The sequence below is a fragment of the Isoptericola sp. NPDC057391 genome, from assembly GCF_042668085.1.
In the GTDB taxonomy this organism is placed as follows: domain Bacteria; phylum Actinomycetota; class Actinomycetes; order Actinomycetales; family Cellulomonadaceae; genus Isoptericola.
In genome coordinates, this window is sequence record NZ_JBHVBO010000028.1 from 21,071 (window position 1) to 33,440 (window position 12,370).

Annotated in this window: 10 protein-coding genes and 1 pseudogene; 2 read left to right on the forward strand and 9 right to left on the reverse strand. The window is 75.7% G+C overall.

Annotated features, from left to right (window positions below):
- Position 1: 1 nt before the first annotated feature.
- The 3 genes from ACFUVW_RS06360 to ACFUVW_RS06370 are packed head-to-tail and all read right to left on the reverse strand — an operon-like array spanning position 2 to position 3,716.
- The gene (locus ACFUVW_RS06360; RefSeq protein ID WP_430570507.1) at positions 2-904 is read right to left on the reverse strand and encodes a glycosyltransferase family 2 protein; all 903 of its coding nucleotides are present in this window, start codon (positions 902-904) and stop codon (positions 2-4) included.
- Positions 901-2,112, reverse strand: coding sequence for a polysaccharide pyruvyl transferase family protein (locus ACFUVW_RS06365; RefSeq protein ID WP_430570508.1), 1,212 nt, complete (start codon positions 2,110-2,112; stop codon positions 901-903). Before ACFUVW_RS06365 ends, ACFUVW_RS06360 begins: the two co-directional genes overlap by 4 nt.
- Positions 2,109-3,716, reverse strand: a complete 1,608-nt coding sequence (locus ACFUVW_RS06370) for a lipopolysaccharide biosynthesis protein (RefSeq protein ID WP_430570509.1) — start codon at positions 3,714-3,716, stop codon at positions 2,109-2,111. Before ACFUVW_RS06370 ends, ACFUVW_RS06365 begins: the two co-directional genes overlap by 4 nt.
- Before the next feature lie 245 nt (positions 3,717-3,961).
- Between ACFUVW_RS06370 and ACFUVW_RS06375 the strand changes: the two are divergent.
- Positions 3,962-4,525 (forward strand): annotated as a pseudogene (locus tag ACFUVW_RS06375) (glycosyltransferase family 2 protein); the annotation flags it as partial.
- 329 nt (positions 4,526-4,854) lie between these two features.
- Here ACFUVW_RS06375 and ACFUVW_RS06380 read toward each other — a convergent pair.
- Genes ACFUVW_RS06380 through ACFUVW_RS06405 form a run of 6 tightly spaced genes read right to left on the reverse strand, consistent with a single transcriptional unit; the run spans position 4,855 to position 11,408 of the window.
- A complete protein-coding gene (locus tag ACFUVW_RS06380) occupies positions 4,855-6,303 on the reverse strand; it encodes a DUF4038 domain-containing protein (RefSeq protein ID WP_430570510.1) in 1,449 nt (482 codons plus the stop codon).
- A complete protein-coding gene (locus ACFUVW_RS06385; RefSeq protein WP_430570511.1) occupies positions 6,287-7,213 on the reverse strand; it encodes a glycosyltransferase family 2 protein in 927 nt (308 codons plus the stop codon). The genes ACFUVW_RS06380 and ACFUVW_RS06385 overlap by 17 nt, the downstream gene beginning before the upstream one ends.
- Positions 7,210-7,857 (reverse strand): PIG-L deacetylase family protein, encoded by a 648-nt coding sequence (locus ACFUVW_RS06390; protein ID WP_430570512.1) that lies wholly within the window; start codon positions 7,855-7,857, stop codon positions 7,210-7,212. Before ACFUVW_RS06390 ends, ACFUVW_RS06385 begins: the two co-directional genes overlap by 4 nt.
- Positions 7,854-9,092, reverse strand: a complete 1,239-nt coding sequence (locus tag ACFUVW_RS06395) for a polysaccharide pyruvyl transferase family protein (RefSeq protein WP_430570513.1) — start codon at positions 9,090-9,092, stop codon at positions 7,854-7,856. The genes ACFUVW_RS06390 and ACFUVW_RS06395 overlap by 4 nt, the downstream gene beginning before the upstream one ends.
- Entirely contained in the window at positions 9,079-9,927 is an 849-nt protein-coding gene (locus ACFUVW_RS06400; RefSeq protein ID WP_430570514.1) for a glucose-1-phosphate cytidylyltransferase, read from the reverse strand. The genes ACFUVW_RS06395 and ACFUVW_RS06400 overlap by 14 nt, the downstream gene beginning before the upstream one ends.
- Positions 9,924-11,408 (reverse strand): glutamate-1-semialdehyde 2,1-aminomutase, encoded by a 1,485-nt coding sequence (locus tag ACFUVW_RS06405; protein ID WP_430570515.1) that lies wholly within the window; start codon positions 11,406-11,408, stop codon positions 9,924-9,926. Before ACFUVW_RS06405 ends, ACFUVW_RS06400 begins: the two co-directional genes overlap by 4 nt.
- Before the next feature lie 178 nt (positions 11,409-11,586).
- Between ACFUVW_RS06405 and rfbC the strand changes: the two genes are divergently transcribed.
- Positions 11,587-12,135, forward strand: coding sequence for a dTDP-4-dehydrorhamnose 3,5-epimerase (rfbC, locus tag ACFUVW_RS06410; RefSeq protein WP_430570516.1), 549 nt, complete (start codon positions 11,587-11,589; stop codon positions 12,133-12,135).
- Positions 12,136-12,370: the final 235 nt, after the last annotated feature.

A 12,370-nucleotide genomic window follows, 5' to 3' on the forward strand; every position in this document is an offset into this window, starting at 1 on the left:
TTCACCGGCGGAGCAGCCCGAGGTCGGAGGGCAGCCGGACGACGTCGCCCGCGATCGTGCGGGCGCTCGGGACGGTCCACCACCGCAGGACGACGGCCGCGCTCCGCGCCTTCTCGCCCAGCGGCACCGGCGACCGCGTGACGATGCCGAGCAGCATCGGCGTGGACCGCGAGTACGGGAACGCGGTCCGCGGCCGGGACGGGTCCACCCAGGCCATCTCGGACTCCCGCGACCCCCCGTGCCGGTCCGCGTGCGACCGGATCGACAGCAGCGGCTCGCCGGGCACCAGCACCAGCCTCCCGCGCAGCGCGAGCGCGGCCGGGAAGAGCATCTCGCCGGCCGGCGAGACGACCACGCCGCCCGCCGCCCGCGCCACGGCCGTGTCCATGATCCCGAACTGCGTCTGCGTCACGACGCGCGCGAGCAGGACCCGGAGACGGTCGTGGGGCGCCGGGCCGTCCAGCCGCAGGTCCGCGTCCGCGTGCTGCCCGACCACCGCCCCGTCCGCGTCGACGAGGCGGACGCGGGGATACGCCAGCACCGTCCCCGGAGGGGCGTCGTCGAGGGCGGCGAACGAGCGTTCCACGAGCCGGGGGTCGCAGAGGTCGTCGTGGTACGCCCACTTGAACCACGGGGTCCGGCACCGGTCCAGGAGGAAGTTCGAGTTCACCGCCCCGCCGACGTTCGTCTCGTGCCGGTGGTAGCTGAACCGGGCGTCCCGCGCCACCCACTCCCGCGCGATCTCCTCGGTGGCGTCCATGGACGCGTTGTCGGCGACGACCACCTCGAAGTCGCCGTCGGTCTGCTCCGCGACGGACCGCAGGGCCTGGTCGAGGTAGCGCTCCCCGTCGAACACGGGGACCCCGATCGTCAGCCGTGGCGCCGCGCCGGACCTTCCTGTCATACGACCACCCCTTTCTCACGCAGCCGGGCGAGGACCTCGTCGTAGCCGGACCGGGTCCGCCGGTGCGCGTCCACCGCCCAGGCGTCCAGGTCGCGTGCCAGGGCCTCGCGCTTGCCGAGCAGCGCGTCGAGCGACTCGAGCAGCTCGTCGGCCCCGAACGCGTGGGCGTCCACCCGGTAGGAGCCGACCCCCGCGTCGTCCGACAGCACCCGCACCTTGTCCGCGTGCTCGACGGTCACGAACGGGACCCGGCGCAGCGCCGCGGCGACGAGGACGTGGAACCGGCTGCCCACCACGGCCCGGGCGTCGGCGACGTCGCCCGACAGCTCGTCGAAGTCGCGGGGCACGCGCACCTGCACCCTCGGGCGACCGCCGTCCTGCGCGACGGCGTCGACGACGCGGCGTGCCACCGGGACGTCCGCCGCGTCGGAGACGACGACACGCACCGGAGTCCCCCGGTCGAGGAGGGCCCCGAGCACGCGGGACATCTCGTGCTGGTACCGGCGGCGCTCGGCCGCCGTCGCGCCGGACTCGCCGGTGGCGGACGGCACGTCGACGAGGCTCAGCACGACGACGCCCGCCCCACCCTCGGCCCCACCGTCCGCCGCGCCCCCCAGCACGTCGGACCGCGCCGTCACGATGTCGTCCATGAGCACGTCGCGCGACGTGTCGGTCCCGCACGCACGCACCGCCTCGAGCGTGACGGGGTCGCGGTAGGAGCGGATCGTCGCCGTCGCGGCGGCGGCGCGGACCGCCGCCCGGGTGACCCGGCGCGAGTACCTGCTGCCGCCGACCGCCAGCCACACGAACGGCGTCCGCGTGAGCCGGCACGCCACGCCGGTGAGCAGGATCGAGAGGATCTGCCCGCCCGGGGGCCCGCCCCGGCCCACCTCGAGCGCCCCCGTGCCGGGGACGACGACCGCGTCGAAGCGGCGCACCAGCCGCACCAGGTGGGCCAGGTCCAGGCACGCCCGGAGGCCCTGGGCCGGGACCGAGGCGTGCAGCGGCCCCCGGTACGCCCAGCGGGCGCGCGCGGCGAGCGCCGGGCGCCCGAGCGCCGCCCGCGCCGCGGCCGGCTCCCGTCCCACGAGCGTCACCCGGACGTCCACGTCCCGCTCCTCGAGCAGCCGGATCACCTGGGCCACCGACGCGTCGTTGCCGACGTTGGCGATGCCCGCCTCGCCCAGGAGTGCGACCCGCGCGGTCACGGTGCCCCCACCCCCGGGAAGGCGTCGACCGGCGCCGCCCCGCGCGCGGGTGCCGGCTGCTCGACGTCGCGGCCCGTCGTCACGAGCCGGAGCGGGCCGCGCAGGAGCGTGCGCACCCGCCCGGGGAGCGACCGCTGCACGGCCACGGCGTCCTGCGGGGTCAGCCCGCGGCGGGTCAGCCGCATCACCCCCACCACGAGGCCGAGGCCGACGACGCCCGCCACGAGGGCCGACCACACGGCGGGCAGGTCGAGCCGCCCCGTGCCCCACCACGCGACGAGGCAGGCGAGCACGCCGACGAAGTACGACGAGACGTCCCCCAGGGCCCGCCAGGTCCCGGTGCCCACCGCCCGCACCTCGGTGACGATCAGGAGGGAGACGAGGACGACCGCAGAGCCGAGGTTGCTGATCACCGCGCCCCAGACGCCGAGGTGCGGGATGAGGAGCACCATGAGCCCCACGCTCACGGCCAGGGTGGTGAGGTTCAGCCAGAGCAGCCACATGCCCTTGAGCCGGGCGGCGACGAACGCCTTGATCGGTTCCGCGATCACGAGGAGCCCGCCCGCGACCCCGAGGGCGAGCAGCACCTCGGGGACGTCGGAGAACTCGTCGCCGTAGATCAGCGGGACCACGAAGGCGAACGCCGGCATCGCCGCGGCGACGATCGCCGCCATGACGGTCGACGACGCCCGCAGCGTCCGGCCGAGCGCACGCCCGACGGCGTCCCCGTCCACCTCGTGCAGCCCGGAGATCGCCGGCACCAGCGGGCCGACGAGCGACTGCGCGGGGGCGAAGAGGTGGGACGCCAGCCCGATGGCGAGCGCGAACACCCCGGCGGCGTGCACCTGGGACATCCACGTGAGCACGAGCACCTCGCTGCGGGACAGCACGAACGCCGCCACCATGCTGGCCGCCCCTGCGGGGAGCGCGAACCTCCAGAAGCCCGGGGGAAACCCGCGGAGGCGTGGTCGCATCAGGGCGCGCCGGTACGTCCGCGAGACGAAGACGAGGAACAGCAGCACACCGAGCCCCCCGGTGACGAGCCGCACCACCCAGATCGAGTCGGCCGTGCCCACCGTGGTCGCGACGACCACCACCAGCACCTGGGTGACGAGGTTGACGATCATCGCGGCCTGCGCGTTCTTGGCCGTCTTGCTCTCGATGCCCAACGCCTCGCCGGCCCCGCCGAGCACGCACGGGAGGACGACCCCGAACGCGATGGCGACCGCCATCAGCCCGGGGTCGACGTCGACGAGCACCAGCACGGCCACCGCGATCAGGGGCATCCCGACGACCGTGCGGTACCCCTTGGACGCGCTGAGGAGGCGGGTGACCTCCGCGGACCGCCCGGCGGCGTGGGACTTGGAGCCGAACTGGACGACCCCGCTCACCACACCGAGGTCGACGACCGTGGCGACCAGCAGCATCACGGTGCCCAGGTAGGCGAGCCGGCCGTAGTCGACCACGCCCAGCGTGCGGGCGATGACGATGTTGACCGCGAACGCGAGCGGCAGGGACACGACGACGTGGACGAGGGTCCAGAGCGCGCCCTGGATCGCCTTGTCCTGGAGCTCGCCGCGCGAGAGCCCGTCGGTGTGCGTCACAGTCGCCATCGTCGCCGCCCGGCGGCGCCGTTCCGAGGGGTCGGGGCAGTTTTCAGCCGCGGTGGCGCGGGTTTCACCCGGGGCCGGCGGGCCGCCACCGCCGCGCCCGTGCCTAGCCTGGCGGGCAGCACCGCACGCGGACCCCACGGACAGGAGGGCGCGCCGTGCTCGACAGGGACGACGTTCTCGGCAGTCACGACCTCACCGACGACCTCGGGACCGACGGGGCGGTCGTGCACGCCGTGGTGATCTGCAGCGTGCGGCGGCCGGAGGTGCTCGCGGCCACGGTCGAGGCGCTGTCGCGGCAGACGGTGCCCGCGGACGTGGTGGTGGTCAGCGTGGTGGCGGACACCGACCTGCCGGCGGACGCCGGCTGGGGCCCGGCGGTGCGCGTCGTCCGGTCCCCGCGCGGGTCGTCGGTGCAGCGGAACGTCGGGGTGCGCAGCCTCGTGCCGGCCCCCGGTCTCGTGACGTTCGTCGACGACGACGCCGAGCTCGCGCCCGACTACTTCGCGCGCATGCGGGCGTTCATGGCCGACCACCCCGACGTCGCGCTCATGACCGGCCTCGTCGCGGCCGACGGCGCCGCCTCCCGGGGCGAGATCCCTCGCGACCGCGCCCGCGCGATCCTGGCCGGCGCCCGGGGCACGGCGTTCGTGCGCGACGTGCGGGCGGCGTACGGGTGCAACATGACGGTGCGGGGCGACGTGGCCCTGGCGGAGCCCTTCGACGAGCGGCTGCGCGAGTACGCGTGGCAGGAGGACACCGACTTCTCCGTGCGCTGCGGCCGCCACGGGCGGGTGGTGCACTACCACGGCTGCGTGGCCGTCCACCTGGCCGTCGGCGGCGGGCGGGTCGACGGCCGCACCTTCGGCTTCGCCCAGGTCGTGAACCCGTTCTACCTCTGGCGCAAGGGCACGAAGACCGGTCGCGGGCTGCTGAACGACTGGACCCACGCCCTCGGCGCGAACGTCCTGCACCTGGCCGACCGCGGCCGTCCCGACCGCGCGGGGCGCCTGCGGGGCAACCTCCTCGGCCTGGCCGAGGTCGTCCTGCACGGTGGGCAGCCCGAGGCCGTGACGCGGGTCGCCGCCCGCTCCGCGACGGCGACGTCAACGGCGACGACGGCGACGTCGGCTCAGAAGGGCAGGTCGGTGCCGAGCACGAGCAGCCAGTCGCCCCCGCCCGCCGCGTTCTCTCCCGGCGTGGCCAGCTCCTCCGGCAGCTCCGACGCCGGCCCGACGGCCGTCGTCGCGCCCGTCGACGGGTCGACCCACACGGCCTCCGCCGCCGGGTCGAGCAGCGACAGGTCCAGGGAGACCGTGCGCTCGGAGGGCACGTAGACGAGCGCGAGACCGCCGTCCGGGGTGACCGCCGCCGTCGCGAGGTCCGCGTCGAGCACGTCCTGGCCGGGCTCCGCCGACCCGGTCCCGGCCGTGAGGAGCGCGTCGTCGGGCCGGAGCGTCCACCACGGCAGGGACGCGACCAGGTCCCGGATCCGGGACACCTGCTCGGCCCCCTCCGACTCCAGGCGCCCCTCCCACCCGTCGTGGAACTCCCAGTCGTCCGTCCCGAACACGTCCCCGGGCGAGCCGCTCGTGACCGCCCAGAGCACCTGGCGACGCAGGGTCTCGGTGGTCGTCGTCGGACCGCCCGTGTTGTTCTCGCCCTCGTAGTTCGCCTCGCCCAGCAGTGCCGGCCGGGCGGGTGTCGCGTCGTACGCCTCGCGGACCGCCATCGGGGTCGGCGCGTAGGTGTACACGAAGCTCCAGTCGACGCGGTCGCGCCAGTGGTCGTCGGCGGCGGTGGACGACACGTTCAACAGCTGGAGGGCGAACGGCCGGTCGTCGCCGGTGGAGCGGATGCCCTCAGCCAGCGCCTCGAAGCACGCGTCGTCCTCCGGGGAGCGGGAGTAGTCGCCCCCGGTCATCCACAGGACGGGCAGGTCGGCGGCCCAGCGGGCGGTCATCGCCCCGAACTCGCGGCACGTCTCCGGCGACACCCCCGCGAAGGTGTGGTCCAGCGTCCACGAGTCGACGGGGTACAGCATCGTCGTGATCCCCAGCTCGCCCGCGCGCCGCAGCGTCTCGTGGGCCCGGTCGAAGTACGCCTGCTGCCAGCGCAGCACGTCGCCGTCCACGAACGGCAGCAGCCCGTCGACCGTCGCCCCGTCGTCGGACGGCGCGCCGTTCGCGACCGCGCCGACCAGCGAGACGAGCATCGCGTTGAAGCCCTGCCCGGACCGGGCCGTCAGGTAGGTCTCGGCCTCGTCGGGGCGCAGGTCGGCCAGCAGCGACCAGGGCGCGTCGCCGCGCACGAGGACCGGGTCGCCGTCCTGGTCGACGAACGTGCGGCCGTCGGCGGAGATCCCGGTGATCCACTGGGGGTCGCCGGCGGCGGTGACGGCGCCCCGGGTCGCCGTGAGCTCGCGGCGCGGGGCGTCCGCCGCGGGCGCCTCCTCCTCCCACGACGCGGGGCCGGTGGTGCGCAGCACCGCCCACGCGGCCAGGGCGACGAGGACCACGGCCAGCGCGGCCCCCACAAGCCCGCGCGACCGGCGCCGCGACCGGTCAGGCGGGCGTCGCATCGTGGCCCGTCCTGCGCGGCGGCATCCCCCGCGCGACCCTGATCAGGCTCCGCTTGACGTCGCTGCCGAGGGTGCGCGCATCGGGCAGCGTCCAGTGCCGGACGACCGCGACGGCCGCCCGGGCCCGCTCGCGTGCGGGCGCCGGGGCGCGGACCGCCTCCGCCAGCAGGCGGGCGTTCATGTACCACTGGGGGAAGGCCACCGGGCGGCGGAAGCCGGGCCGGTAGGCCCTCGTCTGGTCGACCGGGTCGGAGGCCTGGAGGTTCGTCATCTGCCCCGGGTGCCGGCGCGCGAGGTACCCGACCTCCGGCACCTGCACCCACGGCGCCCGCATCGCCATCGCGACGGCGAGCGCGAAGTCGCCGCCCCAGTAGTCGGGCAGCCCGCCCTGCGCGCGCAGCGCCGCCGTGCGGAAGACGCCGCCCCAGCCGACGACCTGCCACACCCCCCGGCGGAAGAACAGGCCGACGCGGTCGGCGGGCCCGATCGACAGGAAGTCGAGCCCCTCGTCGTTCATCGCGTCCACCACCCGGTCGTCCGGGTCGCACCACAGCACGCGGGAGAACGCGGCCGTCGCCGCCGGGTGCGACTCCAGCGCGTCGACGCAGGCCGCCAGGTGGTGCGGGCGGGCCGTGTCGTCGGCGGAGTTCCACATGAAGTACGGCGCGCGGGCGGCGGCGAGCGTCCGGTTCCAGTTCCAGGGGATGCCGCCGTTCGTGGCGGCGCCGAGGTAGGTGAACCGCGGGTCCTCCTCGGCCACCGCCTCCGCGATCTTCCGGGTGCGGTCGGTGGACGCGTTGTCCGCGACGACCACCTCGATGTCGGTCAGGTCCTGCTCCTGCAGGGCCCTCAGCGTGCGCTCGAGGAACTCCTCCCCGTTGCGCACCGGGACGCCCACGGTCGCCGTCACCACCGGACCACGGCCTTCCGCACCGCGTACGCCTCCGCGTACCTCTCCCGGCACTCCATGCCGCGCAGCCGCATCAGGCCGAGGAAGACCTCCGGGTCCCACCAGTCGTGGCCGCGCTGGGACGGGTAGTGCCGGTCGAGCAGCTCGACCTTGCGCCGCGCCAGCTCCTCCGGGACGGGCACGTAGGCGGCGGGGCGCCCCATGTCGCCGTCCCACTTCGGGATCTCGTAGTGCAGCACGAGCGCGTCCCGCCACACGGTGCCCGCCAGCTCGCCGACCAGCCGGTGGTCCTGGTGGGCGTCGTCGGGCCGCGGGGCGAGGACCACGTGCGGCGCGGGGTGGCGCTCGGCGTGCTCGTGGAGCGCCCGCTTCGCCGCGCCCCAGTGCTCCGGGAGCCGCCCGTCGGGCAGCCCCGCGAACACGGACGAGGCGGCCGGGACGAACGCCTTCGCGGCGTCGGCCGCCTCCGCCTCGCGCAGGGGGTCGCCGGTGAGCGTGAGGAAGTCGGCCGTGGCGCCCGGGCGCTCCGCCAGCGCGAGCAGCGTCCCGCCGCAGGCGATCTCGACGTCGTCCGGGTGGGCCGCGAGGCACACGACCCGCGGCTCGCCGGCGTCGGGGCCCAGGTCCGGGCGCAGCGGGATCATTCCGACACCTCCGCGAGGACGGGCTCCGCCTCGGGGGCGGGCCCGGCGGGGCCGGCGAGCCCCAGCAGCGCGGCCACCCGCCGCTCCTGGGCGGCCAGCGCGTCCCGCGCCTGGGCCAGCGCCCGCGCGGTGCGCGCCCGGTCGCCGTCGACGTCCGCGGCGGCGGCCAGCACCTGGCGGGCCACGACCTGAGGGTCGAACCGGTCGACGTCGTGCGCCCGCCCCGGGTCGCCGAACCTCTCCACGAGCCACCGCTGCTTGGGCCCGTAGCCCAGCGAGACGACCGGGACGCGGGCACGGAGCGCGGCCACGAGGTTGTGATAGCGGGCCGCGACGACGGCGCTGCAGCCGGCGAGGCGGTGCTCGAGCTCGGCGACCGAGCCGACGGTGGCGACCTGCACGTGGTCCGGGTCGTCGACGCGCCCCGCCACGTCCCGGGCGGTCGAACCGTCGGCGTCGTCCCCCACGACGAGCAGGACGTCCGCCCCGCCGTCGGCCAGCTCCCGGACGAGGTGGGCGGTGCGTGCCGCGTACCGGTCGCGGTCGGCGGCCGGCGCGTACCAGTCGTACCGCACGACGCCCACGGCGACGAGGGGGCGGGCACCGGGCGACGGCGCGGCGGCGGGGGGCAGCGGGAGCCCCAGCACGACGTCGGGCACCACCGGCGGGCGGCGCGAGCCGGCCGCGACGGCGTCGGCCGACCCGGCGTCGCGGACGCTCAGGTAGGTCGCCGTGCGCGCCACGGTCCGCTGCATGAGCCGGAAGGCGCGGCCCCCGAGGCGGTCCGAGCCGACCGACAGCACCAGGTAGGGCCGCCGCCGCACCCGGGCCACCACGCCGTACAGGGCGAGCTGGAACGGCGGGCCGAACGGGGACGTCGCGTGCCCCTCGAGGATCCCCGTCCCCGGCACGACCACGGCGTCGAGCCCGCCCACGACCCGCCAGGCGTACGGGACGTCCGCCAGCTTGGCCGCCGCGCGCCGCCAGCCGGTCCGCACGGCGTCCCGGTCGGAGGCCGCCTCGGCCAGGACCTCCCGCTCCGCCCGCACCCGGTCGGGCGCGTCGGTGAGGACCACGGGCTCGACGGCGGGCCCGCCGGACCGGCGCAGGAGGTCGAGCACGGCGTCGAGCGACGCCTCGTTGCCGAAGTTGCGGTACCCGAACTGGCCGAGGAGGCCGACCCGCAGCGGCCGGGCGCCGCCGCGGGACGTCGTGCGGCCCTCAGGTGGTCGCATGGACGCGCTCCAGCGCCACGGGCACCGCGAGCGCCGGCGCCGGCACGGCGCTCGGCGCGCGGTTCTCCCAGACCGCCCACGGCCGGTCGCCCGTCCTGTTCCGCTCCTCGAGCGCGGCGCGCTCCTTGAGCGTGTCCATCGGCGCCCAGAACCCCGAGTACGGGTGGACGCGGAACCTGCCGTCCCGCGCCGCGCGGACGCAGCCGTCCATGACGAGGTCGTCGCCCTCGTCCAGGTAGTCGAAGATCCCCTGGCGCAGGACGAAGTAGCCCCCGTTGATGCACATGCTCATGTCGGCCACGGGCTCGAGGTCGCGCATCCTCCCGTCGGGGTCGTAGCGCACCACGTGGAACGAGTCCTGGGGCGGCACTGCCATGAGGCTGCCGACCGCGTCGGTGCGCAGGAAGCCGTCGATGAAGTCGTTCATCGGGGCGTCCGTGAGCACGTCGCCGTAGTTGGCGAGGAAGACCTCGTCGTCCTCCAGGAACCCGCGCACGCGCCGCAGGCGCTCGCCGATCGCCGTGTCCATCCCCGTGTCGACGAACGTGATGCGCCACTCGCTGATGTCCGTCGACAGCAGCTCGACCTGCTCGCCGCCCTTGGTGAGGACGAAGTCGTTGGAGTGGGTCTCCGAGTAGTGGAGGAAGTAGTCCTTGACGGCGTTCGCGCCGTACCCCAGGCACAGGACGAACTCCGTGTGCCCGAAGTGCGCGTAGTACTTCATGATGTGCCACAGGACGGGGCGGGAGCCGATCGACGTCATCGGCTTGGGCAGCGACTCCGGGCCCGAGCGCATGCGCATGCCCAGACCGCCGCAGAAGAGCACGACCTTCATGACCCGACCTCCGTGGACTCTCGCCCGGCCCGTGCGCCGGCCTGTTCGCCTGTCTTCCCCTCGACGTCGTCGCCCGGCCCGTCCGGGAGCCGCCGCGGCGCCGCGTGCTCGCGCATCGCCGGTGCCACGGGCCGCCCGCGCAGCAGGCCGTCGGTGGTGCCGGCGTCGACCGCCCGCGCGTAGACGGTGAGCGCGCCGCGCACGGCCTCGACCGTCGCCGCGACGTCGGCGTCGGTGTGCGCGGCCGAGATGACGAACGACTGGGCCAGCACCCCGCGCCGGAGCAGCTCCTGCAGGAACAGCGTGCGGAACGCCTGCGACGGGTTGCCCTCGTGGTCGCGGGTGCCGAAGACGAGGCACGACGCGCGGCCCATCACCGTCACGCGCTCCGCCAGCCCGGCCTCGGCGGCGGCCGCCTCGACCCCGCGCCGCAGCTTCTCGCCCTGCGCCTCCATGACGCTGACGACGTCCCGCTCGGCGTACGCGTCGGCGACCGCGAGGTACGCCGCGAGCCCGGTGGTCTCGGCGCCGTGCGTGGTGGACAGCAGGAACGCGCGGGAGGCGTCGGTGTTGAGCCCGCCCACCTCCATCAGGTCCGCGCGGCCCGCGAGCGCCGACACCGAGAACCCGTTGCCGAGCGCCTTCCCCCACGTCGACAGGTCCGGGACGACGCCGTACACCGACTGCGCGCCGCCCGTGGCCCAGCGCATCCCGGTGATCATCTCGTCGAAGATCAGCACGAACCCGTCGCGGTCGGCCAGCTCGCGCAGGCCCTCGAGGAAGCCGGGCGCGGGCTCGGCCGTCGCCGTGGCCTGCTCGAGGATCAGCGCGGCGACGCGGCCGGGGTGCGCGTCCAGCACGGCGCGCACGGAGTCGAGGTCGTTGTAGCGGAACCCGACCGTGAGGTCGCGGTGCGGCTGCGGGATCCCCGCCGTCATCGCGGTGGTGGAGACGAACCAGTCGTCGGTGGAGAAGAACGGCTGGGTGCTGCAGACGGCGACCAGGTCGCGGCCCGTCGCCACCCGGGCGAGCTTGACCGCCGCGGTCGTGACGTCGGAGCCGTTCTTCGCGAACTTCACCATCTCGGCGCCGGCGACCTGGGCGCAGAACCGCTCGGCCGCGCGCAGCTCCCAGACCGTGGGCCGGGAGAAGTTGACGCCGTCGCGCGCGGCCCGCGCGACCGCGTCGACGACCGGCTCGTAGCCGTGCCCCAGCGTCACCGCGCGCAACCCCATGCCGTACTCGACGAGCCAGTTGCCGTCGACGTCCTGCACCCGGGCGCCTGCGCCCCGCACCAGCACGGGCGCCATGTTCTCGGGGTACTGGTCGGAGCCGCGGGCGTAGGTGTGCGCCCCGCCCGGCACCAGCTCGTGCAGGCGGCGCTGCGCCGCGGCGGACCGCGCGAAGCTCCGGGAGGCGTCGGGGAGCGTGGGCGCGTGCGACGTCGTCCCGCTCCTCGGGGTGCCTACGACCTGAGTCATCTCGCGCTCCTCGCCCTCGGGTGCCGGCCCGACCTGCTGGCCTCCGCCAGTCTGTGCAGCGCCGCGCGGAGGGGGGAAGACGACGCAGGCGAGTTCACCCGTCGGTACGCGCCCCACGGCCGTTTTTCATCCGCCCCGGCCGGTCCGCGGCGCGGCGGGCCGACCTACCGTGTGGCGCATGAAGATCATCGAGACATCCATCCCCGGGCTCGTCGTCTTCGAGCCCACGCCCCATCGAGACGAGCGCGGCTACTTCTCGCGCACGTACGACGTCGAGGTCGTGCGCGAGGCCGGCATCGACCCCTTCGGCTTCAAGCAGGAGAACCAGTCGCGCTCCTACCAGGGCGTCGTGCGCGGCCTGCACGGACGGGCGAACAAGGGCGAGGCCAAGCTGGTGCGCTGCGCGCACGGCGCGGTGCTCGACGTCGCCGTCGACGCCCGCCCCGACTCGCCGACCTTCGGCCAGATGGAGACCTTCCTCCTCGACGACCAGGTGTGCCGGCAGGTGTACATCCCGCGCGGGTTCCTGCACGGCTACCAGGCGCTCACGTCGATGACGGACTTCGTCTACCGCATGGACGACTTCTACGGCCCCGGCGAGGACGTGACGGTCAGCTTCGACGACCCCGACCTCGCCGTGCCGTGGCCCGCCCCGATCACGGTCGTCAGCGACCGCGACCGGCACGGGCTGTCGTGGGCGGAGTACAAGGCGTCCCTCGGCCGCTGACCCGCGGCGCCCGGCCCCGGCGGGGGCCCCCCCGGGGGGCCCCCCGGGGAGGCGCGGGGGCCGGCCCGGCCCACACCCCCGGGCGGGGGGGGCCGCCCCCCCCCCCCCCCCCCGGCGGGGGCCCCCGCCCCCCGCCCCGGGAGCTCCCCCCGGGCGCCGGGCAGCCGCAACGGCAGCCCCGCGGCGCCCCCCCCCCCCCCGGCGAGCCCGGCGCCGAGCAAGGGCGCCGCGCACC